23 protein-coding genes are annotated in these 26,620 nt (G+C 35.3%); all 23 read right to left on the reverse strand.

The window, feature by feature from the left end:
- Nucleotides 1-548: 548 nt before the first annotated feature.
- The gene (locus tag QOR44_RS05155; protein ID WP_000428216.1) at nt 549-854 is read right to left on the reverse strand and encodes a DUF4176 domain-containing protein; all 306 of its coding nucleotides are present in this window, start codon (nt 852-854) and stop codon (nt 549-551) included.
- A gap of 1 nt (nt 855) precedes the next feature.
- Nucleotides 856-1,512 (reverse strand): hypothetical protein, encoded by a 657-nt coding sequence (locus tag QOR44_RS05160; RefSeq protein ID WP_000479760.1) that lies wholly within the window; start codon nt 1,510-1,512, stop codon nt 856-858.
- 9 nt (nt 1,513-1,521) lie between these two features.
- Nucleotides 1,522-2,754 carry a hypothetical protein gene (locus QOR44_RS05165; protein WP_000241510.1) on the reverse strand — a complete coding sequence of 411 codons (1,233 nt, stop codon included), beginning with the start codon at nt 2,752-2,754 and terminating at the stop codon, nt 1,522-1,524.
- Entirely contained in the window at nt 2,741-3,121 is a 381-nt protein-coding gene (locus QOR44_RS05170) for a hypothetical protein (protein ID WP_000251999.1), read from the reverse strand. Before QOR44_RS05170 ends, QOR44_RS05165 begins: the two co-directional genes overlap by 14 nt.
- Nucleotides 3,122-3,135: 14 nt before the next feature.
- Entirely contained in the window at nt 3,136-3,471 is a 336-nt protein-coding gene (locus tag QOR44_RS05175) for a TIGR04197 family type VII secretion effector (RefSeq protein WP_001063019.1), read from the reverse strand.
- A 13-nt stretch (nt 3,472-3,484) separates the two neighbouring features.
- A complete protein-coding gene (gene essC / locus QOR44_RS05180; protein ID WP_283572678.1) occupies nt 3,485-7,894 on the reverse strand; it encodes a type VII secretion protein EssC in 4,410 nt (1,469 codons plus the stop codon).
- Between the two features lie 6 nt (nt 7,895-7,900).
- On the reverse strand, nt 7,901-9,178 hold the full coding sequence (gene essB / locus QOR44_RS05185; protein ID WP_000447064.1) for a type VII secretion protein EssB: 1,278 nt from the start codon (nt 9,176-9,178) through the stop codon (nt 7,901-7,903).
- Complete coding sequence (locus tag QOR44_RS05190; protein WP_001091721.1) at nt 9,178-9,420, reverse strand: EsaB/YukD family protein; 243 nt, start codon at nt 9,418-9,420, stop codon at nt 9,178-9,180. Before QOR44_RS05190 ends, essB begins: the two co-directional genes overlap by 1 nt.
- Entirely contained in the window at nt 9,404-9,877 is a 474-nt protein-coding gene (essA, locus tag QOR44_RS05195) for a type VII secretion protein EssA (RefSeq protein ID WP_000769476.1), read from the reverse strand. The genes QOR44_RS05190 and essA overlap by 17 nt, the downstream gene beginning before the upstream one ends.
- A gap of 8 nt (nt 9,878-9,885) precedes the next feature.
- Nucleotides 9,886-12,903 carry a type VII secretion protein EsaA gene (gene esaA, locus QOR44_RS05200; RefSeq protein ID WP_000828089.1) on the reverse strand — a complete coding sequence of 1,006 codons (3,018 nt, stop codon included), beginning with the start codon at nt 12,901-12,903 and terminating at the stop codon, nt 9,886-9,888.
- A gap of 81 nt (nt 12,904-12,984) precedes the next feature.
- Complete coding sequence (locus QOR44_RS05205; protein ID WP_000057250.1) at nt 12,985-13,275, reverse strand: WXG100 family type VII secretion target; 291 nt, start codon at nt 13,273-13,275, stop codon at nt 12,985-12,987.
- 166 nt (nt 13,276-13,441) lie between these two features.
- Complete coding sequence (locus QOR44_RS05210) at nt 13,442-13,732, reverse strand: WXG100 family type VII secretion target (protein ID WP_000057247.1); 291 nt, start codon at nt 13,730-13,732, stop codon at nt 13,442-13,444.
- Between the two features lie 116 nt (nt 13,733-13,848).
- On the reverse strand, nt 13,849-14,631 hold the full coding sequence (locus QOR44_RS05215) for a lipase family protein (protein ID WP_001883331.1): 783 nt from the start codon (nt 14,629-14,631) through the stop codon (nt 13,849-13,851).
- Complete coding sequence (locus tag QOR44_RS05220) at nt 14,628-14,951, reverse strand: hypothetical protein (protein WP_000921240.1); 324 nt, start codon at nt 14,949-14,951, stop codon at nt 14,628-14,630. Before QOR44_RS05220 ends, QOR44_RS05215 begins: the two co-directional genes overlap by 4 nt.
- A 125-nt stretch (nt 14,952-15,076) precedes the next feature.
- Nucleotides 15,077-18,259: a carbamoyl-phosphate synthase large subunit gene (carB, locus tag QOR44_RS05225; protein WP_001126454.1), complete on the reverse strand. Its 3,183-nt coding sequence runs from the start codon at nt 18,257-18,259 to the stop codon at nt 15,077-15,079.
- Nucleotides 18,260-18,289: 30 nt separating this feature from the next.
- Nucleotides 18,290-19,366: a carbamoyl phosphate synthase small subunit gene (locus QOR44_RS05230; protein WP_000826113.1), complete on the reverse strand. Its 1,077-nt coding sequence runs from the start codon at nt 19,364-19,366 to the stop codon at nt 18,290-18,292.
- Between the two features lie 13 nt (nt 19,367-19,379).
- Nucleotides 19,380-20,303 (reverse strand): aspartate carbamoyltransferase catalytic subunit, encoded by a 924-nt coding sequence (locus QOR44_RS05235; RefSeq protein ID WP_001016471.1) that lies wholly within the window; start codon nt 20,301-20,303, stop codon nt 19,380-19,382.
- A gap of 164 nt (nt 20,304-20,467) precedes the next feature.
- A complete protein-coding gene (locus tag QOR44_RS05240; protein ID WP_000275472.1) occupies nt 20,468-21,760 on the reverse strand; it encodes a dihydroorotase in 1,293 nt (430 codons plus the stop codon).
- An 11-nt stretch (nt 21,761-21,771) separates the two neighbouring features.
- On the reverse strand, nt 21,772-22,401 hold the full coding sequence (gene pyrE, locus QOR44_RS05245) for an orotate phosphoribosyltransferase (RefSeq protein WP_000362324.1): 630 nt from the start codon (nt 22,399-22,401) through the stop codon (nt 21,772-21,774).
- A 12-nt stretch (nt 22,402-22,413) separates the two neighbouring features.
- Nucleotides 22,414-23,115 (reverse strand): orotidine-5'-phosphate decarboxylase, encoded by a 702-nt coding sequence (gene pyrF / locus QOR44_RS05250; protein ID WP_000890181.1) that lies wholly within the window; start codon nt 23,113-23,115, stop codon nt 22,414-22,416.
- A gap of 212 nt (nt 23,116-23,327) precedes the next feature.
- Nucleotides 23,328-24,560 (reverse strand): threonine/serine exporter family protein, encoded by a 1,233-nt coding sequence (locus tag QOR44_RS05255; protein WP_001178658.1) that lies wholly within the window; start codon nt 24,558-24,560, stop codon nt 23,328-23,330.
- A 39-nt stretch (nt 24,561-24,599) separates the two neighbouring features.
- Nucleotides 24,600-26,141 (reverse strand): ABC-F family ATP-binding cassette domain-containing protein, encoded by a 1,542-nt coding sequence (locus QOR44_RS05260; RefSeq protein WP_000025413.1) that lies wholly within the window; start codon nt 26,139-26,141, stop codon nt 24,600-24,602.
- Between the two features lie 130 nt (nt 26,142-26,271).
- Complete coding sequence (locus QOR44_RS05265) at nt 26,272-26,610, reverse strand: ATP cone domain-containing protein (RefSeq protein WP_001165746.1); 339 nt, start codon at nt 26,608-26,610, stop codon at nt 26,272-26,274.
- Nucleotides 26,611-26,620: the final 10 nt, after the last annotated feature.

Raw genomic sequence — 26,620 nt, forward strand, 5'->3', positions numbered from 1 at the left:
CTATCTTATTATGTATTGACTAATTGAGGATGTCTACGCTATCACTTAATATCTGACTCTGATATTTCTTCCCAATCTGGATTATTTCTTAAACCATTGATGAAAATCGAATTATATACCATACCAAATGAAGCACCTAGTCCATAACCGACATACTTTTCATCAAGGCCAAATGCTTCTAATAGGTAAATTAGAGCAAAAGCTCCTACGAAATAAATGAAAAACCATTTAAAATCTCTTCTAAAGAGAGGAACTAATCCACCAAAAAAGAGTGCGGTCCATGAAAAGCCATCTTTTACTTTTTTTACTTTGCCATTTTTTTATTTTTGAAAAATAATTGTGTTGATCCGCTAAATGGGCTGCGAGTAACAATATTTTTATTATTAAGGGATATACTTTCTACTTTCTGTTTTTTAGACTTTTCTTTTGATTACATTAGACTGTAGAATTGGTTATCACTCATATTGACTAATTTTCCGTATACTAATCTTACACAGCTATTGCCTAAATAGATAACAAAGTCAATCTGTCATGAAACCTACTATTCATTATTCCTCAACATTACCTTTGGGATAAATAGACTGTTCAATCATAGTTTCATAATTAGATTGAAAGTCTTTTTCCGCTTCATTTTCAAAACCTTTAAAAATAACTTCTTCAACATTTTCAGCATTGAAAAAATAAACGTTTTCTGGAGATACCATCCCTTGAGGAATTAAAACTGATCCGTAATCAAAATAGACTTCTACTCCATCCTCTTCAATGATTGCTGCTCTAGTAACAATCATTAACTCACTTCCATCTCCATTTTTTAAAGTGACAATACTTCCTAATGGTAAAATTTTATTTTCCATATTATTTCTCTTCTTTCTTCATTTTCTTTTGATATTTATTACTTCTTACTTCTTCTACAGCTTTGAAAAATCTAATCGGGTTATTTTGGAATATTCCAATAACCATCACTGCTGGCATCAAACCAATTAAACTAAACATTACTATCTCACTCCTTATACTCTTTCCCATGGAATTAATAATAATATTTATAATCAAAATTGGAGAAAAACCACAAATACCGACTAGGAAAACCATAAACCAGGATATTATTTTTTTTTTAATCGTTACTTTTTTGTCACTAAAATTATTCCACATAAGATTTCCATCGGCTGCAATTTTAAATTCTTTTTTACTAGCTTTAACCATATGATTGACATCTTTATATAGAGCTCGTTCTAACAATATAACCATTCCCAAAAACTCCATTACCCAAAGAATAATAAGTAACATTAATATTGTATAGTTGTATTCTCCAAAAGAAAAACTTGTAATGCCCAGACTACCAAATAACATAAATAAACCAATCAGATATGGAATGAATTTATTTAATTGCCCAGATTCTTCTGTATTAAGTAACTTACTTTTATTAGCTGATAATAAAATTTCACCAGTTTTAGTATTGTAATAGATAACCCCATTACTAGTTTCGCCTATATAAATTTTTTTTCTTAAAAACATAATTACTCCTTAAAATATTGCAAAATTATCCCAATCCCAATCATTATGTGCTATCCCATCATAAATTGTATTTGCAAGACCACCAACTATATAGCCAGTTGCTGCTCCTGCTAGAGTTCCTACAACAGGAATTGGAATCCAAGAACCAATAAATGCACCTGCATACATTGCACCTACAGCCGTCCCAGTATGTGCTACTCCGTCAATTGCGGCACTAGTATTTCCATATTTTTCTTTTCTGTCCATATATGTAGTTACTCCATCCAAGACAGCCATAGTCCCTCCTAAATATCCTACACTTTTAGCAGCACCCTTAATTCCACTTCCTTTTACATACTCACCTGTTCCATTAATTGCCTGGTCTAAATGTTTTGCTTCTCTAACATCCTTAAATCGATTTACTTCTCCATTGACTTGTTTCCAAGTTTTCACACCAGATTTTGTACTCTTAACTGGATTATTCTTCCATGTTCCATTTCGTATTTTTTTTGCACTTGCTACAGCCTCACTACGCATCACGTTAGCAGTGCTTCCGTAGCTTAGACCTCTTTCCACTTTATTAATATTTTCAACTGTATTTTTGGTTTTCTTAATACTGACCTCTTTAGCTTCTTTTCTTACTTCCATCCCAGTCTTGATTGTTTTTATCCAATCAAGATTTGAGGCTAAAGAGAACTGGCCATTGAAGCCACTAAAGCCTTTAGATACAAATGTCAAACCAGACGATACAGCATCTGAATATCCCATTAAATCATTAAAGACCGAGGTAGATTCTGCATTAAATTCCATAAGATTTTTGAGTTTCTTACGATTTTTTCTTAGTCTTGCTTTGACTCTAGCTTCCAAACCGTCAAAGGCATGTGATAAGATTTTAGCATTTTTATCTAAATGATCTTTGAGGTCTTGAATTTTTCGTAATAATTCTTCATCGTCTTCAATCTTTGCTGTAAGGACTTCTGAGTCTAAACTTTCGCTACCACATTTTTCCGCATACAAAGTCTGTAATTTAGTGACACCTTTTTCTGTTTCCTCAGACAAGAGAATCATGCCATCAATTAAAGGGGCCATTACACTCGAGGCATATGATTTTGCATTTTGATAAGCAGTCCCCTCTAAGCCTTCTTGATTTGAAAAACTACTTAGACTTTGTTTGGCACTGGTTAAGGCTGCCACTCTCTGAGAAACTATAGAGGATACCGATGAGACTTGAGCGCTCATAGTTCCAACATTAACTTTTACCATTTAGTTCTCCTTTCCTTATTTTTTCTTCATTTTCAATATACAATAGTTGCCTTTTTTGAATAATGCCGTCTAGTTTATCCCGTAACTTAAGCTCTTCTTCTTTCAATTGACGTTTTTCTTCTGAATAATACTCTTCCACTAGCCGACTTTGTCTTGAAAAAACACTTAAAATTTCTTCATTGTCTAAAATCTCTTCTTGGGTTAGTTCAAGAGAATTATTACGAATTGATTGGTGGATATCACTTTGTAAATTAATGGCTTTTTCATAAGACTTTTCCAATTGAAGTCTTCTCTCTTCCATTATTTCAACCTGTTTTTGGACAGTTGCCGCCTGATTATCTAGCTCTTCTATTTCCATTCTTACCATACAATTCCCTCCCCTTATTTAAAATAAGGCTTTGGAGTAATAGAAGGACTTGTATAAGAGTTTGTTGTATATTGATTAGGCACTGAGATAGACTGGCTGATAGCCGAGTCCATTGCCTCAAATTCACTCGCCGTAGAGTGAATGAGTCCAATAAATTCTGTTAATTTTCCAGCTATGTCTACACTCTTGCTAGCTTCACTATCAATGTAAAGATCGGCACTAGTTTGTCCGGAATACTGACTGGACTCATCTTTTGTTACTTTTCCTACTGCTGTAATTCCACTGGCTCCTGATTGTATTGCAGTTGCACAGGTGGATGCGACGGAGGCATTACTTTGTATTTTTGCCATTGGGTCTCCTTTCTTAGTCTATGGTGAGTTTTAATTTTTGATAGTTTTTTCTATCGTGAATGTAGGCTTCGTCTTTGTTTGGACGGATTTCCTTACTATTATACACTTTTTCAAGGAAGGTTTGATCCATGAGGCGCATGCCGGCAAGAACATATTGAACCGTTGTGCGAACGTATTTAGGCACAGCATCGATCTTAGTCCCAACATAGTTATAGCTTGATCCAAGAATCAGATGTAAACCATAGCGTGGTCCATTGTCAAACAATGCCTGAACCTGTTCAAGCTTCATATTGCTCTTAGCCGCAAAGTTTTCAAAATCTGGAATCATGATAAACCATTCAGCTATCTCAGATTGGCTTTCACGTTGCTGCAACTCATAGATCAACTGATCCGCCATATCTTCAATCATATCAGAACCCACATAAGTACGTACCTGACTTTGATAGCTTTCATATTCGCCAAGCGAATCGATGATCATGGTATGGTAATTTGGGACGTTAAGCAAGACCTTGATGATATGGGAACCAACTGCTTCGAGTGACTCGTCAGAATCAGACATGTAAAGCATATGCTTAAAGCGATTAAGTGCTAAACCATAACTTTCAACGTCAATCATTTCAAGCCCAAGTGGTAAACGATTAGCTGATAGATCTGCTTGAACACTATCTGTAGCCATAAAGTCGTCAAAGGTTAATTCTTCTGGAACAATTGGTATTGCTTTTGGTCTTGGTCCAGTCCATTTGTCGTTCATGGCGTCAGATTCGGTTTGGATGTTACTGATGATGTCAAAGGTTTCAGTGCCTTCTGTTGGGAGGGCCACTTGTAACACTTCAATGTCATCACGTTTGATTAATCCACGTCCTGGAATATCTTCCATGATGTGTTGGTGACGACCGACAAGTGTCCGTGATTCAGAGTCATCTGTTAATTTAAGAGCGATACGTTCTTTAAGGTTGGCCATTAAGGACGACCTCAAAGCTGCCATACGACCAGCTGAGATAACTAAGGAAATACCAAGTGACGACCCATCACGCGAAATATTTTGGAAACAAGCTTCTAAGTTAGTCAGTGTCTGAGCTTCCCGTAGCCCTTCATAACTGTCGATAACAATCAGGATTTGAGGCATGGTTTCCCCAGATACCTGACGGTAAAGTTTTGCTGTCGCGACATTGTAGCGACTGAGGGCTTTTTTACGGTCAGACATTTCAACTTTGATACGGGCAATAAACTTGGCTATTTTTTCGTCATCATCAATGGTAAAGAAATCTGCTACATGTGGCAAACGTCTTAGAGGTAGGAGGCCATTGGTACCAAAATCAAAGAGATAAAGGTTTAAAAATTCTGGACTATTGTGACGTGCTAAATCCATTGTTACAGTTTGAAGGGCTGTGGATTTCCCCATACTTGGTCCTGCAAAAATTGACAAATGCCCATCATCTTCAAAATCGTGGTAAGCTACTTCTTGTGCTTGTTGGCTTGGTATATCCATAAAGCCAAGAACAGCTTTGTAAGATGGGGCCTTGCTCCAGAGGTCTACTGATTCTTCCTTACGGAGATCGGTTACTGAAATCTGATTGCTTAGAGGCGGTAGCCACGGTTGAGGTAAGTCTGAGATGCCCATTTCTTTGGTTAAAGCTTGAATGTTTTCAACGATGGCATCTAATTCCGTAGGTACTTCTTTAATATTTTCGGCTTGGTCTAAGCCTGAAAGATCATCATTTAGGATTTCGTATTGGCCAAGGTCGTTGATGGAATAAATGGTATGGTCTTCAATCCCTTGGTCGTCTTTTTCAGGTTGGTAATCTGCTCCTGACCATGCTGATTGGAAGAGTTCATAGACTTCATTATTACCAACTTGGAGGTAGGCACGTCCTGCTTGTGTAATCTCGGCGGCATCTGGGGTATGGAGCATTTCCATGGAGTCGCCGCGGTCTGCTACTTTAAGAGCTAGTTTGAAGCGTGAGTTTGACCAGATTTGGTCATCTACCACACCAGATGGTTTTTGGGTCGCTAGGATTAAGTGAATCCCTAGGGAACGACCAATTCGCGCTGTTGAGACAAGCTCTTTCATAAACTCAGGTTGGTTGGATTTCAATTCGGCAAACTCATCGGAGATTAAGAAGAGATGAGGCATTGGTTCTGAAACTTCTCCAAGTTTGTATTTCTTCTGATACTGGTTAATATGATTAACATCAGCTTTAGCAAATAAACGTTGACGACGTTTCAATTCAGCATTAATAGAAACCAAAGCACGCATCGATTGGGCACCATCTAAGTTGGTGATGGTGCCAAGTAAGTGTGGCAGGTCCTTAAAGAGATTTGCCATCCCCCCACCTTTGTAGTCTATGAGAAGGAAAGCTACATCGTGTGGATGGAAATTAACAGCTAAAGAAAGAATATAGGACTGGATAATTTCTGACTTCCCTGATCCCGTTGTTCCTGCAACTAATCCATGAGGACCATGAGCTTTTTCATGTAGGTTTAGATAAACAATATCATCCTGACCACGTAAGCCAAGTGGAACAGCTAAGCTTTTATACGGAGCATGGCTTATCCAACGCTCTTGAACATGCAAATCTTCAAATTCTTCTGCTTGATACATTTCCATAAAAGTAACTGCTTCTGGTATTGAAGATTTAAGATTTTGTAGGTGATTTAACGGAGCTAGGCGACGTGAAATATTTTCCTTGTCATAATCCTCTAAGAAATGATCTAATTCAAAATCTGTTTCTTTAAGCTCTCCTTCTTCTATAACTAACTGACCAGTATTACGGTCTTTAATATTAATAATGGTTTTGATATTTTCTGAAAGTGAACTCATAACATCTTGAACAAAGATGAGAGAACATCCCAATTCTGTAGGATCTTCCGTAAAGAATTCCATGATGACGTGATCTAAAATTAACTTTTCATCAGTTACAATAACGACATAATGCGGAGAAAATAAAGTCCCTTCTTTGGCAGATTTATCTTCGCGTTGTGTGCGACGTAATTTTAAAATTTGGTTAAGACTGTTGAGCACTTGATCACGGCTTCTTTGATTATAAACAAAGCCACGAACATTGACATCTTGTAAGGTTGCATGTGGCAACCAACGCATCCAAGACCACTTATCCATCTCTTCCTCTGGAACAATAGTAATAAATTGAACATCATGGTAAGAATGGAAAAAAGCTAATTGATTAACCATCAATTGGAGTTGCTCCAGTACTAAACCTCGTGGTCCTATATAGCCAACTGGTCCATGTGATAAATTCGCAACAATCGGCATATTTTTAATATAACGATTGTTAAAGTAGAGGTTATAGCCTTCGTTCTCTAAAGGATCTTTTTTCCCAGAACGTTCTGGTTGAGAATAATGAATATTATAGCTCGTTGGTACTTCTCCCAAACCTAGGCGATAATACAAGAAGTCAAAATGAAGTGGTGTCTTTTCATAAATACGATGGTGATAAGTATCAGCCATTTCCTGTAAATCTTCAATCGTTGGGTAATGATAGTGTTGCCCACGCTTTTGCTCTTTAGCTAACTTCTGAAGTTCAATTGACTTATCAGATAAATAGTCATGATAGGAATCAATGCGTTCTTGTAAGTCCTGCTTATACTGTTTACGATTTTTAAAGTAACCAGTGATAGAGAAAATCATCGTCACTAGAGCCATTGACATTGTTGCAATGATATAGATACCACGAGGACGAAAAATAGAAATAAGAATGCTGACTCCAATCATCACTAGAGGAGGAACAATTAATTTTAACAGTTCATCTTTAGACTTATTAGGTTCATTACCAGGCGCATTAACTGTAATTTTATCTTCACTGGAACGATAAATAATACGAGGTGAGCGGTGAAAATCAGGATAGCCTTCGTAAAATTGATAAGCTGACATAACTTTCTTAGTTAATGATGTTTCATAATCAGTTCCCCCCCAGATTTGAATTTCATCTGGAAAAAGCTTAATAATTGTGCCTTGGAAGCTAATCTCATCACCTAAACTTAAAGGTAACTGCTGCACTACTTTTTGAAGATGATTATTCAAATAAATATCACCTTCAAATAAATTAAGCTGCCAATTACTTTCTATTTTTTTCAGTAATAAATTAGGGGCTCCTTCTTTAAAACGGATATGATACCCTTCTTTATCACCGATTAATATATCTTCGTAATCTAAGGGAGTATAGATTTCTTTTTGATTATTCGCTAAATAGAAGACAATTCCTGAAATCTCTACACCATTAGTTAACTCTTTTTCTTTTTGGTCAATAATATATACCAATTGACCTTGCATATTTTTTAGCGTGATGTCATTTTCTAAATCTGATACTGGTATTGGCGACTTGCTGTTTGATGATATTAGAAAGGATTTCTCCTCTTCAATATTAAATTCGTAGCGGAGTGATTGATAATAACAAATAACTAACATATCCACCTACCTACTTTTAGTTTTAGAAGATGTACTTGTTGTAGTACTTGATGATTCAGATGACAACTCTTTGTTGGAATTTGTCGAATGATTATTGCTATTTTTCGATTTGGATTCCTCATCTGTTAAGGCTGTCTTACGGTCTTTCCAATATTTATCATAGTCTGTTTGTAGCTCAGAAAGTTTTTGTTCACGATCTTTACCAGATAAACTATTGTCTTTTCTAACCTGATCCATTTTCTGAACAATAGCATAAATAACAAGGTCAGAATCGTCTAAACGTTTGGCAGCATCAATAGCATCATCATCTAAACCACGGCCAATATTAATCCAATAATCAAGATAGAGCTCATCAGTCTTGAGCGTAACATTGTTTAAAATAACTTCACGCTGTTCTTCAGAAAATGACATTCCATTAATATAGGAATAGGCCAACTCGTACTTCTGTGTATAAGGTAACTTACTTACTTTTACATGTTCTAGTCGATTAATCACTTGATTATAATCAACTTTAATAAATGAAGTATCCGCTGCCAACATTTTTTCTTTGAATGGATTGTGAATAAAAACCAGATATACTAGCGGAATTAAGAGTATTGTAGATAAAGCTCCTAGCCAGACACTTATGTATTTATAAAGCTTATATTTTGCCTTTGATACTTTTGCTAACGTATGAGTTTCTACTTCTACTTGCTGCTCATAATCAGTAGTAATGATGTCTCTAACAGCCTGAATAGTTTCTGCATGATAAATGCTTTTTAGGAAATCTGATACTTCAATAACAGAAATAGCACCATTATACAATTCTATATAGTCATGTTGCGTCAATAATGCAAAGACAAAACATTTGAATTGATATAAAAACTCCTCTGGACCAAACTTCTCAGGTGTCATAATCCCAGGAAGGCTACGATAAGCTATTTTAGCAGTTGCATTTTTTGTTAAAAATAGATTAGAGGGATGCAAAATGAAATTTACTGGCAAAGACAAAGCCTTATCTAAATCCAAGACATTCAAGGCTAATCGTAATTTTTCAGATAAAGTTTCTTTTTTAAAGCTTTCAAAAGATAGAGCGTGCGCTTCTGTCTGGAATTGAAATTGAATGGTATCTGCATCAATTGCAGTTGTCATAGGCATCAACAAAGAATGGTGAATTTCTAACAATTGCAGTTGTTGCAGATTTTGAGTTCCTACTTTTGAACGCTTAAGAGATAACTGCCAGAAATCTGGTCCTTTTTCAAATTGAAAGTCTTGTTCTTCAAATACAAACGAATCTGTTTCCATTAATAAAACTCCTCTATCCTTATACGATCACCAGTTGTTACTGGATGGTGCGCTAATATATCGTTCTCTCCCAATAAAATACCTTTATTTATAACTCTTAGTTGATATTTGGTACGCCTTTCAGTACGGCTAAAAATACTATCTAATTCCATTACTAATTGCTTAACGCTAATTTTCAAAGGGATACGTAAATCTTTTGAGGTTTCCCCCATATCTAGAGTAATGTTAATATGTGTATTCATCCTTTTTGTCCTTTATTTTAAAAGTCATTATAGAAGCTAATATTAGTACCAAACTAATGAGAACCAGGTACATAATCATATGACCAATATCAGCCGAAACAGTCGCTTCTTCTGTTCTTGTAACAAATTTAAATTGATTACTTTCTTCAGAAAATAATTGTTTGATACGTTTTTTCCTATCAGATTGTCCTTTATTTGAATATTGAAACAGTTGCTTAGACTGCTTTTTCTGGAGTGAGACTTTAGATTGACGGTTTTTATCCAATTTTTTAAGGTCTTCTTTTTTAAATAAATCTTTAGTTAATTCAGTTTGAAAACCAGAATTTTTTTGTGAATCTGATTCTAAACGTTTTGTATCAAAATGAATATCATTATTCTTTAACCCATCAGAAAATACTGATGTTTGACTCATACAGGATAATATTAGTAGACAGGCTAAAAATCGTTTCAACTTCATCAACAACCTCATTCTTTTACTTTAGTTTCAAAATTTAAGGTGATAAAAATATTCATGATAATAAAAGCAACATCCACAAGAAGTACTAAGATAAGGAAAATAAATCCAGTTGTCACATTATCAAAATAAGATGATAATTGACTTTCAAGGATAGATAGTGGATTAATAGCTTTTAGTAATTTTGGAAGTCCACTAACAGTCGCTACTGTGCCTACGGCATTTGATAGATACACAAAACTAATAATCATAAACAAAGCTAAACCCATACCAACTGCTTTAAAATTTTTAACAAAGAAATACTGACTATGAATTAATAAAAAACTAAACAGAGTCATAACTAGGAACCAAGATGGTACATATTCAGGCATGACATGAAGACTTCTGCTTGAGATAACTCCCAGTGCTAAACCAATCACAAGAGAGAGGCCTGAAATGACAATGACATTTAAAAAGTCTGTTTGAAGCCAGCGATTGACATTATACCTATCTGTCAATTTCTTAATAAGGTTTTGAGTCGCAAAGATATATGCTGTAAATAGGCTAACAACTTCTAATAATAGTATCCAAGTGAATGGTCGATAAGTATTTTCAGTTGCCCTAACTGCAGACGCTGATTCAGCGACAGGTCGTGATAAGAAATTAAGGAGAATATCATTTGGCACTCCATTTTTATAAGCAGTATTAAAAACTTTAGAGAAAGAAGCTACGAAATCACCGTTATTGGCCAATTCTTTTTGGAAGTTAGCCATTAAATCTGTTGCATCCGTCGAAAGTTTGTTGCCCGAATTTTTAGCATCTTGAACATCTTTATTGAATGATGTGAATATTTGATTAACTTGGTCCGCCTCTTGACTATTAGATTTGGACATATCTTTTACGCCAGTTGCAGAGGTCATTAGCCCATCTAGCTGGTTCTTCAAATCAGATAATTGTTGATCAGTTGTTTTCTGTGAGTCGTTTACTTTAGATTGATCCTGTGTGATGTTTTGGACCTTCATGTTAATTGTTTGAAGAGTCTCAAGCTGTTTTTTGAGTGTATCTGTTAGTCGTACATTTGTCTCAGTTACTTTTGCCATTTGATCCACCAATTCATCTTGGCTATTTTCAACTTCCTCCATGACATCTTTAACTTTCTGTTGCGCATCAGCAGTGTTTTCATCCATCAAATACTTAGTTATACCATTTTTGACCAGATCAACCATCGTATCGTTAACACTTTGATTTAAAAATTGATCAAATAAATTTTGCGGTTCTTCGCCATCAGAAATAATGTAGTATTTAGCTACTAAGTCGTGAGTGGTGTTATATGCATCAATTACTTCTTGTAGAGTTCGTTGATACGTTGCTTCTGCCTCCAAGTAAGACCGTTGGATTTCACCGTCATCATTTTGTACAATTTGTTTCTGATTCCCGATAGTGATTGTATAGCTTGGTTTTGTAATACTAGAGTTAGATAATTCCCCTTGATAACTGCTATTGATAATAATATTATTGTTTTGGCTGGGGTCCAAGGTTCTTGTTTGCTTACCATTAACCGTCCAGGTATCTACCCTGTAATCTGGATTATTTGATTCAACAGAAACTATCTGCTCCCCAGTTCGAGTAGAACTAGATGGCAATTTTAATTGATTAACTTTATTTTTGGCTTCATCTCTATTTTTCCTAGCTTCAAAAAGACGATTCAATAAATTAGTATTTAAATACAGAGTTCTTTCATTGCTTACTTTTTTAATGATTTCCGAATCAGAAGATGTAAACTGAATGGCTTTTTCTTCTTCTTGGGTTAAGTGCAACTCCGAAAGGTTTAGTGAGGGAATGCTTGAAATGAGAGAATTTGTGAAATCTGCTACCTTAGCTTTAAAATCTTTCAAAGTCTTCTCATTAGTAGAATGACTCTTCAATAATTCTAATAAAGTAATATTATCTTTATTATTCTTAGCAAAGTAACTTGCTAGTCCCTCTCTAACAATTTTATCTAGTTGTTCACTTTGATCTTTAGCGATGTTATCTTGTGACTTGAGTGCTTCAGATAGTTCTTGGATTTTTTGCCTTGCAACATTTAGATAAGCTGATGAGTTTTCTTTATGATTATGATCATTATCGTTATCATCACCCATAATACTATTGAGTTGTGATGATAATGTTTCTTGGTCTTTTTGTGCTTGTGTGATAATATCAGATAATTGCTTCTCTAATAACTCGTTATTCATTTCTAGTAATGAGGCCGAAAACGCTTCATACGAAATGCTATCTTGATGGCGCTGTTCTATTAAGCTTGATAAATCTTTTCCAGTATTTGTCTGGGTTGTCACCAAATCATTAAACATGTTATCAGAAGCTTCTAAAGATTTTTTCAGTGATTCGTTAGCAGTAATGGAACTACTAGACTGGTTAACGAGGGCTGGAAAGATATTTTGGAAATTAGTTGCAGAATCTAAAAGATTTTTTTGGTAATTTGAGATATTACCTGACTGAACATTTACCATGGCCTGTACATTTTCTTGAGCTGTATATAAGTTACTTAAAATACTTGCCATGTACATATTTACTAAGTGGCTATTTAACTCTGAAACAATATCTTTCCCTTTTTCAGTTGCCTTTTTCTCTAATGCTAAATTCCCCTTGGCATTAACCTTATAAGAGATAGTTGTTTGCTCTGCATTTGCTTTATTGACATCAAGGAGTTTTTGAGAAAAGTTATTAGGGATGATAACCATTAATTGATAATCACCTTTGTTTAATCCATTTTGAGCAGTACCTCGACTAACAACTGACCAATTTTGACTATTATCACGTTCGATAGACTTAATATAACTAGCTCCTAAATTATAACTTTCTTTACCATTAGATACATTTTGATCTTCGTTGACTAATGCTATATTTAGTTTAGTGTTAGTAGCTGACTGTGTTATTTTATTCTCTTTCGCATGATCGCCTTGAAGCTTAAGATTAAGGCCAGCAATAGCTACTAAAAAGAGAGCAACAGCTATAATATACCAAAGTATTCTAAAGTTATTTCTTTTCATAATTCTTCCTAAAATATATTTTATTTTCAACAAAATAGGAAGGCTTTGCCTTCCTATTCACTTATAGACTATGATACGATACTATCCACTAATTTGAGAAGCAATATCTGCATCCGTCTGCTCAATGATATCTGCAACTTTTAATAATTGCTGGTTAATATCTTCGAGTAATTGAGCAAATTCTGTAATTTTTGGAGATAATTCATTGAATTGTGCTTCAAAAGAATCAAAAGCAGATCCATCCCAATTTTCGTCAATAACTGCTTGCTCTTGAGTAAGCAAATTAAGAACTTCTGTTACTTGTTGAGAACCAGCTGTGTACTTTTGTGCTGATGAGCGAAGTTCTTCTGGTGTTAATTTAATTTGTGCCATTGAATACCCCTTCTTAAATATAGCGCTATCACGTATAAATATTATATCATAAAAATGAGAAAATACCTAATATTTACCTTATTTAATACAAAAAAGTATAAAAAAATCTCTGGAATATCATTTAAGTAAAACCAGAGACTTTTTTTATTTACAATCTTTTAAAAAATTATCCACCAATTTGTGAAGCGATATCAGAGTCTGTTTGCTCAACAATATCAGCAACTTTAAGCAATTGTTGATTAATGTCTTCAAGTAATTGAGCAAATTCTGTGATTTTAGGTGACAACTCATTGAATTGTGCTTCGAAAGAATCAAAAGCGCTACCATCCCAGTTTTCATCAATAACAGCTTGTTCTTGAGTAAGTGAGTTAAGGACTTCTGTTACTTGTTGAGAACCAGCAGTATATTTTTGTGCTGATGCGCGAAGTTCTTCTGGTGTTAATTTAATTTGTGCCATAAATTTTCTCCTTTTTCTATAAACACTTTTGCAACAACTGCATAATTATTATAACATATTTTTTAAAATATATTCAAATTTACTGCATTATTTAAAATTATTTTTAATGTTATTGTTTAATCCTGTTTATTTTCATCTATATCAACAATCTGTCCTTGTTGATTTAATCGAAATCGTGTCAATTCGTGAAAGAAAATCTTTTTATAAAAACCATGTTGCTTCTTAGCATTGACTCTTTTAGAAATACCTAATTTATCATCTGAACTATTAATACCAAAATTACCAATGTAATCTTTATTAATACGGTAACTACGATACTTCTCTGGATGTGAAATTACATAGGATGCGGCTGCTTCAGACATATTGTTAATGGGACTAGGGGAATTAAAAACACGCGCTGATAATCTCATTTCTGAAGCCACAATCATGGCCAAATAACCACCTAGAGAATGGCCTGTTAACCAGAGGGTTGCATCAGGATAGTTCATCTTAATTTTTTGTGCAAATAGTTTAGATGTTGTAATTTGACTTGGATTTTTACAAGGCAGAGAAATGCCATCCTCTCTCAGGGTAATACTTGAAGGACAAGTTAGCAATTTATTGTTCTTCCCCAATACAACTGAATCGATATCTGTTAAGATATCTTTCTTATTAAAAGCGTTCGTTCCTGAATATGCTATAACAATATGATTACTTTCATCCAAAGACTGACATGCCATAGCCTGCATACCATTATTGATATCATCATTAACCTCTAATACCATAAAAGAGCGTTTTTGATGGAAATCAATAATTTGACTACCTTCTATAATTTGAAGGTGTCCATTACTTTCTGCTTTGGATTTTTCAATATTATATGCCATATCTGATAGCACTTTAAAACTACTATCTGGAATCATTCTTTTTCCTCTCTATTCAAAGACCAGGTGATATCTAACTCATCAATAGACTGAATAGGTTCCTTTTTTTCTCTAGGTCTGAGATGAAAACTTTTAGGATGACAAATAATACCTGAAATACTATTACTGTCACTAATGTCATCAACAATGTAATTGATAATATTAGCGCCATTTATTGTTATAATAGAAGACCATGAACCAGTTTCTAAAGAATGCCTCCACTTTGAAAAAACAAGTTGTTGAATACCTAGATATCTGTGTACTAAATCAAGGGCGATTTTTGTTTCTAATTCATTAATATGTGTTCGTGTTTTTAACATAATTAACTCCTTAAGTTTGTTCCCTATTTTATCACAATTAGGCTTTTTTATAAAAACAGAACAAGCTATATTTAATCTAGTCCGACTCTGTTTTGTTGGAAGTTAATTTTACCTTGACCGTTTGATTAATCTAGTACTTTTAATGTAAATGCTCTGCTTTCAAGAACTTTGAACATTGCATGTGCAGTATCTAAAGATGTAAATAGAGGAACTCCTTGTTCAATCGCAGAACGTCTGATGATGAGAGCATCATGGTTATCAATGTTATTTTGCCCAACTGTGTTGATAACTGCTTGAATCTTACCATTTTTTATTAAATCAGGAATATGATTTCGATCGTTCTCTCCTAACTTACCTACTAAAACTGTCTCTAAACCATTAGCATCAAAATAAATTGCAGTCCCTTGGGTAGCATAAATACGATAACCAATACTTTGATAGACTTTTGCAAGTTCTAAAGCTTCTTCTTTGTCTGTATCATCTACTGTAAAAACAATGTTACCATAGTCTGGCATATGGAGATATGCTGCTTCAAAGGCTTTATACAAGGCTTTCTGAAGATTAATATCTGATCCCATCACTTCGCCTGTTGATTTCATTTCAGGACCTAATAAACTATCTACTTTAGCAAGTTTGGTAAAACTAAAGACAGGGGCTTTAATGTGGACCATATCTGAAGCTGGATAGAGATCATAACCATATGTAAAATTGCAGAGTTTATCTCCTAAGATAACTTTTGTTGCTACTTGGGCCATAGGAATGTGAGTTACTTTTGATAAGAATGGAAGTGTTCTACTAGCACGAGGATTAACTTCAATAACATATACTTTCTGATCCTTGATTACAAACTGAATATTCATCATACCGATACAGTTTAATCCAATTGCTAAGCGTTTTGTATAATCTACAATAGTTTCGATAATGGTCTCAGACAATGTTTGAGGAGGGTATACAGCCATGGAATCTCCTGAATGAACACCAGCTCGCTCTATATGTTCCATTATTCCAGGAATCAGTATATTCTGACCATCGGATATAGCATCAACCTCACACTCTTTACCTATAAGGTATGCATCTATAAGCACTGGATGATCTGGGCTTGCCTTTACCGCGGTTGTCATATAATGACGTAAATCTTCTTCGTTTTCAACTATCTTCATAGCTCGTCCACCAAGAACATATGATGGTCTAACCAACACGGGATAACCAATCTTTTGCGCTGCATTAACTGCCTCTTCCTCCGTAGTGGCGGTAAAACCTGGTGGTTGAGGGATATTTAGGGCTTGCAAAGTGGCTTCAAATTGTTTTCTATTTTCAGCACGATCCAAATCTTCTAATTGTGTGCCTAGTATTTTAACCCCTGCCTTGTTTAAATCTTTTGCTAGATTAATAGCAGTCTGACCACCGAATTGTAAGATGACCCCTTCAGGTTTTTCTAAGTCAATAACATTCATAACATCTTCAAAAGTCAAAGGTTCAAAGTAAAGCTTATCTGAAATAGAGAAATCTGTTGAGACCGTCTCTGGATTAGAGTTCATGATAATCGCTTCAAAACCAGACTCTCTGATGGCTTTAACAGAATGAACCGTTGCATAATCAAATTCAACTCCCTGTCCAATTCGGATTGGGCCCGATCCTAAAACCAAAACAGAGGCTTTATCTGATATCAATGACTCGTTTTCTACGGCATAAGTCGAATAAAAGTAGGGTGTTGCTGAATCAAACTCAGCCGCACATGTATCAACCATCTTATAAACTGGGAGAATTCCTGCTTCTTTTCGCATGTTACGAACTTGATCTTCGTTTATTTGCCATAAACTCGCTATAGCTTTATCTGAAAAACCTTTATTTTTAACCTTTTTGAGAATATTGATATCCAGTCTGTTTTTAGATAATAGATCTTCTAACCCTACAATCACTCTTAACTTATCAAGGAAGAAAGAATCAATGCTAGTCAAACTTGCTAATTTTTCAATACTATAATGTCTACGTAAAGCTTCTGCTAGATAAAATAAGCGATCATCTTCTGCCTTTCTTATTTTTTCTAATAAAACATCATCTGATACATTATCTAAATCTGCTATTTTAATGTGATCGACACCTGTTTCTAGTGAACGACAAGCTTTCAACAAAGATTCTTCTATATTCCGTCCTATTGCCATGACTTCGCCTGTAGCTTTCATCTGTGTTCCCAATTTTCTATCGCCACTTTCAAATTTATCAAAAGGAAATCTCGGCATTTTTGCGACTACGTAATCTAAAGCAGGTTCAAACATAGCGTAAGTCGTTTTTGTAATAGGATTAATTACCTCATCTAGTGTCAAACCAACAGCTATCTTAGCTGCTAATTTAGCAATTGGATATCCAGTAGCTTTTGAAGCTAAAGCAGAAGATCTTGATACTCTTGGATTAACTTCAATGACATAGTATTTAAAACTATTCGGATCAAGGGCTAGTTGAACATTGCATCCTCCTTCAATTTTCAAAGCTCTTATAATATCTAAACTCGCATCTCGTAATAACTGATTTTCCACATCAGATAACGTTTGTGCGGGTGCAAAAACTATAGAGTCCCCTGTATGGATACCAACAGGATCAAAATTCTCCATATTACAAACAACAAGAGCATTATCTGCTGCATCACGCATAACTTCGTATTCAATCTCTTTAAAGCCAGCAATTGAACGTTCAATAAGGCACTGTGTCACAGGCGATAACTTTAACCCCTTCGTCGTGATGTCAACCAATTGTTCTTGATTATCGCACATGCCTCCACCTGTACCTCCTAAAGTAAAGGCAGGACGAACAATTAATGGATACCCGATTTGCTCTGCAAATTGAATAGCTTCTTCTACCGAATTAACAATCTCGGATTCTGGAATAGGTTGATTGAGTTCTTCCATCAACTGTTTAAATAAATCACGATCTTCAGCTTTATCAATGGCTGGTAATTTGGTCCCTAATAGTTCAACATTCAATTCTTCTAGGATACCATTTTTTGATAGAGCCATAGCCATATTCAATCCAGTTTGACCTCCAAGAGTTGGAAGGAGAGCATCAGGTCTTTCCTTCCTGAGAATTCTTGTGACAAACTCCAAGGTAATAGGTTCAATATAAACTTTATCAGCAATATCTTTATCTGTCATGATAGTAGCCGGATTCGAATTGACCAAAACAACTTGGTATCCCTCCTCTTTTAAAGAGAGACAGGCTTGTGTACCAGAATAGTCAAACTCTGCTGCTTGTCCAATCACAATCGGGCCAGAACCGATAACCATAATTTTACGTATGTCTGTGCGCTTTGGCATATCAAACTCCTCTAATTCTATATTTTAAAGCTAGCTTTTTTGCTGGAAATCATCAATCATATTAATAAATTCATCAAAAAGATAAGATGTATCATGCGGCCCTGGTGCTGCATCTGGGTGAAACTGCACTGAAAAGGCAGGATAGTATTTATGTCGGACACCTTCGACGGTTTTATCATTAATCTCTTCATGTGTAATGAAGAGAGCCTCAGGGAAATCTTCTCTCGAGACAGCATAACCATGATTTTGACTTGTAAAATCAACCTGTCCTGTTTGCAAATGACGAACAGCATGGTTAAAACCTCGATGACCAAAAGTCATTTTATAAGTCTTTGCACCATTGGCTTTAGCAAATAGTTGATGTCCCATACAAATACCAAAAATTGGAATTTTACCTTGAATTTCTTGGATCATTTGTAAAGCATTCGGTAATTGTTCTGGGTTCCCAGGGCCGTTAGATAAGAGTACTCCATCTGGATTGAGATTTAAGATTTCTTGCGCTGTCGTAGTATGAGGGACGACTGTAATATGACATTGACGTTGTGACAGTTCTCTTAGAATAGAATGTTTTAAACCAAAGTCAACTAATACAATATTTTTGCCAACTCCAGGCGAAGCATAAGCTAATTTGGTTGATACTTGTTCAATTTGATTATTTAAAAGAACACTTTTTTGAAGGTTTTCTAGTGCTTCATGAATAGAATTTCCCTCGTTTATTAAACAAGCTTTCATTGTTCCATGTTTTCGAATAATTTTTGTTAATGCTCGAGTATCTATACCTGAAATTCCAGGTATTCCTTTTAATTTTAAAAATTCATCAAGTGTCATCTGTTGACGCCAGTTACTTGGATACTCTGCCCATTCATAAACAACTACTCCCTTACATGTTGGTCTAATAGATTCGTAATCGTCTCGATTTATCCCATAATTTCCAATAAGAGGATAAGTAAAAGTGATGATTTGACCGTTGTAAGATTGATCTGTTATAGATTCTTGATACCCTGTCATTCCTGTACTAAAAACAATTTCACCACTTGTTTCTACATCCGCTCCGAAAGCCTCACCCTCAAACACACTACCATCTTCCAATAATAATAGACGCTTCATTTTATCTCCTTTATTATCTGCTATTGAGCACTGCTTCTAAGATAGCTATCCTTGCATAGACGCCATTACTCATCTGTTTCACTATTCGAGCCTTATCTGCTTCTACTAAATCGCTAGCAATCTCTACATCCCTATTGACGGGTGCTGGGTGCATAATAATTGCTGTATCCCTTAAATGTTTATAGCGTTCTTTTGTAAGACCAAATTGTTGATGATAGCTTTCTTTTGAAAACGCCCCTTTACCATCATGACGTTCGTGTTGAACACGTAAAAGCATAAGGACATCAATTTGATCAACTAACTGATCTATTGGTAAATATTGCCCATATTCATCGAACTGGCTACTATACCATTCTTTGGGTCCAGAAAAGAAAATTTCAGCTCCTAATCGTTTTAGCACTTGCATGTTAGATTTAGCTACCCGTGAGTGAGTTAAATCTCCTACAATCGCAATTTTTAGCCCTTTGAAGTATCCAAATTCTTCGTAAATAGTTACCAAATCCAAAAGTGATTGGCTTGGATGTTGGCCTGAGCCATCACCCCCATTGACAATAGCTGAATGAATGTTCGGACTAGCAATCAATTCTTTATAATAGTCAATATCAGGATGCCTAATGACACAAACGTCCAATCCTAGAGCACTCATTGTTAAGATAGTGTCATAAAGAGTTTCTCCTTTATTAACAGAACTTGTATCAGCATTAAATTCAATTGTTTTTAATCCTAATTTGAGTTCTGCCATTTCAAATGACTTATGTGTTCTTGTTGAATTCTCAAAAAAGAGATTTGACACATAGTAATCTTTATCAAAACCAATGTTGCTAGGATTTTCTTTAACTTCGATACTTCTCTTTATCAAAGACATAACTTCTTGATTTGATAATTCTTCTAAACTGACAAAATGTTCTAATGAAAGTGTTTGTGTTTGATGATTCATGATAATTTCTTTCTATAAATTTTAGCTAGAAAAAAGCCTCCTAAAACAAGGAGGCTCTGCAAAATAGTAAGCTAGATAGAGAACTAACTTACTATTTGTTAACGCAATTCCTTGTTTGCCTCTCTGGACAATACCTTAAAGGATATTAATAAGAAATGTTTTACCTATACCAATGTCGCTGCGTGGCTATCTTTTTGATAGACTATTTCACCATTGCAAATTGTGTAGTGAACAACTCCCTTCAATTTATCACCGATAAAAGGAGAGTTGCTGGATTTGGAGGCAAATTCTGCCTTTATTATTCTCTCTTCAGCTTGATCAAAAATAACGATATCTGCAGGTCCACCTTCTCTGAGATAACCTGCATCAAATCCATATAACTGTGCAGGATTACATGTCATTTTTGCCAAAAAGTCAATCATTGAGAGTTCTTTAGTAGATACTAAATAAGTAATCCCTAAGGCTAATGATGTCTCTAAGCCAGTCATACCAGAGGGCGCTTGACTAATATTATCTGCTGCTTTCTCCATAATATGATGGGGAGCGTGGTCACTTGCAATAATTGAAATAACACCACTTTTAAGACCATCAATGAGGGCTTGTCTATCCTTTTCAAGTCGCAGTGGTGGATTTAATTTTGCATTAGCACCCTTAGTTAAAAGTAAGTCCTCTGTCTTTGAAAAATGTTGGGGGGTTACTTCTGCTGTTAAGTTAGCACCAAGCTTCTGCGCAAAATCAACTACTTCTACTGATTCTGAACTTGACAAATGCTGGATATGGACTTTCGCCTGTGTTTGGTAAGCAATCATAGCATCTCGCGCAATCATTGAATATTCAGCAAGACCACTAGCTCCACAGACATGATAAATTTTCTGAGCAATATGTTCGTTGATACCAAGAACACCATTTAACGATGGATCCTCTTCATGTAACGATAGGACAACATCATGTTTTCTAGCTAAGTTCATAGCTTCTTGCAAAACCTTAGTATCTGTCAAAGGGATACCATCGTCTGAGAATCCAGCAGCTCCAGCTTCTAATAGTTCTTCGAAATTAACTAAATCTTTACCATTCAGGGATTTAGTAATTGTAGCAACTGTTTCAATCTTAATTGCTTCTTTTGCTGCACTCTCCTTAACTTGTTTTACAATTTCTGGGCTAGAAATCGTTGGGTTAGTATTGGCCATCATAAGAACTGTCGTAAAACCACCTGCTGCAGCTGATAAGGCTCCTGTATGGATATTTTCTTTATGTGTCTGTCCAGGCTCACGAAAATGTACATGAATATCGACTAATCCTGGAGCTACAATTTTATTGCTTGCATCAATGATTGGAATGCCTTTAATATCAATTTCTTTCGATATTTGTTTAATTTTTCCTTGATCAATCAGCATGTCTGATACTTGATTAAAACCACTTTGAGGGTCGATAATCAATCCGTTTTTAATGATATACATATCTGTCCTCTCTAACTTTGCCAATTCATTTGATCTTCTTTAAATTTTTTCAGTAATACCAGTTGGTCAGCTGTAATATATCCATTAACTTTAGCAACTTTAATTAATTGATTGTAATCCGTCAAAGTCACCAAAGGAATATCAGCTTCACGAAATGCTTGTTCAGCCTTAGCTAATTGATATGTAAATATCGCTACTACCCCTAAAACCTCAATACCTTGACTCTGCGCAGCCGTAACAGCCTCTAAAACAGATCCTCCTGTTGAAATCAAATCTTCAATGATAACCATTTTTTGGCCTGAGTAAACACGTCCCTCGATTTGATTCCCCACACCATGATCCTTTGCCTTCGAGCGTATATAGGCAAAGGGCAAGTTCATCTTATCAGCTATAATAGCGCCATGTGGTATGCCTGCAGTCGCTGTCCCTGCGATGATATCAACGTTTGGGAAATGTTCCTGTATTTGTTTAACAAAACCATTTTCAATCAGTGTCCTTGTCTCAGGATACGATAAGGTTACACGATTATCAGTGTAAATTGGCGATTTGACCCCCGAAGCCCAAGTAAAGGGTTGTTTGGGTCTTAAGTAAACAGCTTGAATATCTAATAGTTCCATGGCAATCTGTCTTGCTAAATCCATCTCAGTACTCCTTTATTTAATACGATTCCATTCTTCTTTTATGTCTAGATATGCTTGATATGGATTTTCTGCTTTCGTTATAGGTCTTCCCACAACGATATAATCAGCCCCAACTATACGTGCTTGCTCAGGAGTCATCGTTCTTTTTTGATCATCTAACTGATTGGTTTGTGGAGGTCTGATACCAGGCGTTAAGCAAATGAAATGTTCGTTAGTCTGTTTCTTGATTTGCTTTACCTCTTGAGCCGATGCGACTACTCCATCTAAGCCAGCTTCTTGAGCTTTTTGAGCATAATGGCAAACCGAATCAACTACACTTAAGTTAATATGTTGATCCACCTGCATTTGTTCTTGTGAAGTCGAGGTTAATTGTGTCACTGCTAATAGTATTGGACCCTCCCCCAAACCTTCTCTAGCTGCTTTCATCATTTTGACTCCTCCTGCAGCATGGACATTAGTCATATCAATGCCTAATTTGGCTAAGACAGACATAGATGATCGAACTGTATTAGGGATATCATGTAATTTTAAATCCAAAAAAATGCGATGTCCTAAGGATTTAATATATCTAATAATTGAGGGACCTTCGGAATAATAAAGCTCCATTCCTATTTTGACAAAAAGCAATTCTTCTTTTGGAAAATGTTCTAAAAAAGTTGTTACAGAAGCCAAATCAGAAAAATCTAAGGCAATGATAGGGCATTTTTCTAACATATAATTCCTCTCTATAGAAATAATAATTGTTGGAAATGTACCAGTATGACACAAAAAACCTTGCCTGAGGGCAAGGTTTCATAAAAAGTTAGCGAAAAAGCACTCGCTATTTGACTTATGATGGTGACCTTGTTCGCCTCTCTGGACTCACTTAAAGATACATTTGTAGGTATTCTACAAGTTTACAATCATTTTGTCAAATAAATACTAAATTATTTTATCATTTTACGTCTAATAAAGAACGATAGAGGAATCTGCTGTACAATACTAATTGCTATAGCAATTGTAAAAGCTGTTACAAAACAGGATCTAAAATATTCCATTGCTAAAGCATCTGCTCCCGTCAATAAAAAGTAAACAGCTCTATAGAAGCTAAGTCCTGGGATAAGAGGAAACATACTTGTCGCTAAAAAGACAGTGGCAGGACACTTACGTTTAGCAGCTAATAGCCGTGAAAAATAAGTGATGAAAAGCCCTGGAAAAAATACGGCTATAGCATCCATGTGAAACTGTTGCCATAAGATCAGGTAGAGCATCCAAGATATTGCTCCTAGTATACCTAAGTCAAGGAAATAACGTTTTGGAACATGGTAGAGAATAGAGAAGGCTATCGTCCCTAAACCGGCCATTAGTGTTCTGATGGTAATCTCAAGGATGGTGTTAGGAACACCAGAAAAAGAACCTGTCATTTGTTCTGCAAACGGAATAATTTCAATTGTAATAGCCACGCCTGCTGATATAGAAATACAAATGAGTAAAGCAGACATAATCAAAGCTAAACCTGTTGAAAAATTATTCTGTGAAAATTCTCTCACCGAATTAACAAAGGCAGCCCCTGGCACCATCACCATTAGTGCCCCTAATATGATAATGCTACGATGCTCACCTAATCCTGAAAAATATAATAAATTAGCACTTAAAGCCACTACAGAACTACCTAGAATGGTCAAAAGAAATCCTGTATGTATACGACTTTCCATCAAATTCAGAAAATATCCTAAAATTAAGCCTGTTACAGCAGCGGAAAATGAATCTAATAAGGAACTACCCAAGGCTAAAGAAAAACTACCCGCTCCACAAAAATAAGAAATTAAAGTAACAAGTAAACTATAATCTTTTTGATGTTCAATTAAGTCTAACTGCTTTACAATTTCTTCTGGAGATACTAAGTCTTGTTTAGCAATTTGCCTAGAAAGGTTATTAACAGCTTCAAGTCTACCTAAATTTGCTGTTACACCATCTGTATTGCATACTTTAGCTTCTTGTTTACCATAGCGGTTAATCCCGGAAGCGATAATACTGCTACTAACCACATAAGCTTCAAAATTTTCTATCTGAAGAGCCTTTGCAAAATGCTTCATTGTGTCTTCGACACGATAGACTTCTGCTCCGCTTTCAATCAGTAATTTACCTGCTCTAAGAACAACGCTCATATCATTTTGCATCTTATTTGGCCCTGCCTTCTACTTTATTACCCTAGCCACTTAACTAAGTTGGTTAAAGTCCCAAACATCATCCATCCATCCTTCATAAAAGTCCGGTTCATGACATACCATCAAGATTGATCCCTTATAAGCTTTTAAAGCACGTTTTAACTCATCTTTAGCATCTACATCTAAATGATTGGTTGGTTCATCAAGTACAAGGACATTATTTTCGCGATTCATTAATAAGCAAAATCTGACCTTTGATTGCTCCCCACCAGATAACACCTGAATCTGACTTTCAATATGCTTTGAAGTTAAACCACAACGAGCAAGAGCTGCCCTAACCTCTGCTTGGTTCAAAGCAGGAAAAGCATCCCATACTGCTTCAAGTGGAGTTTGGCGATTTCCTCCGGGTACTTCTTGTTCAAAATAACCTAAATCAATAAAATCACCTCGTTCAACATTACCAGAAATAGGGGGGATAATACCTAGTAAACTCTTAAGTAATGTTGTTTTTCCTATCCCATTTGCTCCAACAATGGCTATTTTTTGATTACGTTCAAATGTTAGGTTTAGAGGTTTTGTTAAAGCACGATCATATCCAATTTGAAGATCTTTAGCTTGGAAAATAAAACGTCCTGGTGTGCGTGATTCTTTAAATTCAAAACTTGGCTTTGGTTTCTCTGCTTGTAACTCAATAATATCCATTTTGTCTAGTTTCTTTTGACGAGACATTGCCATATTACGTGTTGCAACGCGTGCTTTATTACGATTAACAAAATCTTGTAAATCAGCTATTTCCTTTTGTTGACGTTCATAGGCTGCTTCTAATTGAGCCTTTTTCATTGCATAGACTGATTCAAAATTAGTATAATCACCGGAATATCTTACTAAATCTTGATTTTCAACATGATAGACAATATTGATAACATCGTTCAAAAATGGAATATCGTGTGAGATTAAAACAAAAGCATTTTCATAATTTTGTAAATAGCGTTTTAACCAATCAATGTGTTCAGCATCAAGGTAGTTTGTAGGCTCATCAAGCAGGAGGATATCTGGCTTTTCTAATAACAGTTTTGCTAAAAGGACCTTTGTCCTTTGACCACCAGATAATCCAGTAACATCAGAATCCATACCAAAATCCATAACTCCTAATGCCCGTGCGACTTCATCAATTTTAGCATCAAGTGTATAAAAATCACGTGATTCTAAACGATCTTGTAGTTCTCCAACTTCTTCCATAAGGCTATCTACATCTGCGCCATCATCTGCCATGGATATATATATATCATTGATACGTGCCTCTGTTTTAAAAAGTTCATCAAATGCTGTTCGCAAAACATCACGAACTGTTTGACCTTCTTCTAACACAGTATGTTGATCAAGGTAACCAGCAGTTACATATTTTGACCATTCAATTTTTCCTTCATCAGGTTGAAGATGACCTGTGACAATTGACATGAATGTTGATTTTCCTTCACCATTAGCACCAATAAGTCCTATATGTTCACCTTTTAAAAGGCGAAAAGAAACATTCTCAAAAATAGCACGATCACCAAAACCGTGACTTAAGTTTTTTACTTCTAAAATACTCATTTAAAATCCTTTGATTGATAATAGAGGTTATTAAAAAACTCATAGAGACACTCTACAAGTTTTTAAATTAGTACATTACATAGTAAGTTCCATATACAAGTATAGAGAGTTTAAACTTAAAAGTCAAACCTTACTTAATTTTTTCAAAGTGTAAATGAACAGTGATTTGATCATCATAACCATTTCGCTCTAAATCACGTTGCAAACGGTATGAAATATAGTGTTCAGCAATATGAATGTATCCTGCATCCAATAAACGATTTTCAACCAAAGACTGAATCATATTGATCGTTGGTCGTTCAACCTGAGCATCCTCTAAATCTAAGATTACTTTTTTAGTCACTTGAGCAAGGTCTTGACGAAGTGACTCATCAAGCACATAAACTGTTTGAGCAGCTTTCAAGATAGCTTGGTAGATTTTTTCAGGATCAAATTCAACAATCTGTCCATCACGTTTGATGATTTGCATAAGAGCCCCT

The organism is Streptococcus agalactiae, assembly GCF_949788565.1.
Lineage (GTDB): Bacteria > Bacillota > Bacilli > Lactobacillales > Streptococcaceae > Streptococcus > Streptococcus agalactiae.

Coding starts and splice junctions, on each gene's coding strand:
- QOR44_RS05155 (WP_000428216.1), bottom strand. CDS start 854: ATGGAAAATAAAATTTTACCATTAGGAAGTATTGTCACTTTAAAAAAT.
- QOR44_RS05160 (WP_000479760.1), bottom strand. CDS start 1,512: ATGTTTTTAAGAAAAAAAATTTATATAGGCGAAACTAGTAATGGGGTT.
- QOR44_RS05165 (WP_000241510.1), bottom strand. CDS start 2,754: ATGGTAAAAGTTAATGTTGGAACTATGAGCGCTCAAGTCTCATCGGTA.
- QOR44_RS05170 (WP_000251999.1), bottom strand. CDS start 3,121: ATGGTAAGAATGGAAATAGAAGAGCTAGATAATCAGGCGGCAACTGTC.
- QOR44_RS05175 (WP_001063019.1), bottom strand. CDS start 3,471: ATGGCAAAAATACAAAGTAATGCCTCCGTCGCATCCACCTGTGCAACT.
- essC (WP_283572678.1), bottom strand. CDS start 7,894: ATGTTAGTTATTTGTTATTATCAATCACTCCGCTACGAATTTAATATT.
- essB (WP_000447064.1), bottom strand. CDS start 9,178: ATGGAAACAGATTCGTTTGTATTTGAAGAACAAGACTTTCAATTTGAA.
- QOR44_RS05190 (WP_001091721.1), bottom strand. CDS start 9,420: ATGAATACACATATTAACATTACTCTAGATATGGGGGAAACCTCAAAA.
- essA (WP_000769476.1), bottom strand. CDS start 9,877: ATGAAGTTGAAACGATTTTTAGCCTGTCTACTAATATTATCCTGTATG.
- esaA (WP_000828089.1), bottom strand. CDS start 12,903: ATGAAAAGAAATAACTTTAGAATACTTTGGTATATTATAGCTGTTGCT.
- QOR44_RS05205 (WP_000057250.1), bottom strand. CDS start 13,275: ATGGCACAAATTAAATTAACACCAGAAGAACTTCGCTCATCAGCACAA.
- QOR44_RS05210 (WP_000057247.1), bottom strand. CDS start 13,732: ATGGCACAAATTAAATTAACACCAGAAGAACTTCGCGCATCAGCACAA.
- QOR44_RS05215 (WP_001883331.1), bottom strand. CDS start 14,631: ATGATTCCAGATAGTAGTTTTAAAGTGCTATCAGATATGGCATATAAT.
- QOR44_RS05220 (WP_000921240.1), bottom strand. CDS start 14,951: ATGTTAAAAACACGAACACATATTAATGAATTAGAAACAAAAATCGCC.
- carB (WP_001126454.1), bottom strand. CDS start 18,259: ATGCCAAAGCGCACAGACATACGTAAAATTATGGTTATCGGTTCTGGC.
- QOR44_RS05230 (WP_000826113.1), bottom strand. CDS start 19,366: ATGAAGCGTCTATTATTATTGGAAGATGGTAGTGTGTTTGAGGGTGAG.
- QOR44_RS05235 (WP_001016471.1), bottom strand. CDS start 20,303: ATGAATCATCAAACACAAACACTTTCATTAGAACATTTTGTCAGTTTA.
- QOR44_RS05240 (WP_000275472.1), bottom strand. CDS start 21,760: ATGTATATCATTAAAAACGGATTGATTATCGACCCTCAAAGTGGTTTT.
- pyrE (WP_000362324.1), bottom strand. CDS start 22,401: ATGGATTTAGCAAGACAGATTGCCATGGAACTATTAGATATTCAAGCT.
- pyrF (WP_000890181.1), bottom strand. CDS start 23,115: ATGTTAGAAAAATGCCCTATCATTGCCTTAGATTTTTCTGATTTGGCT.
- QOR44_RS05255 (WP_001178658.1), bottom strand. CDS start 24,560: ATGCAAAATGATATGAGCGTTGTTCTTAGAGCAGGTAAATTACTGATT.
- QOR44_RS05260 (WP_000025413.1), bottom strand. CDS start 26,141: ATGAGTATTTTAGAAGTAAAAAACTTAAGTCACGGTTTTGGTGATCGT.
- QOR44_RS05265 (WP_001165746.1), bottom strand. CDS start 26,610: ATGCAAATCATCAAACGTGATGGACAGATTGTTGAATTTGATCCTGAA.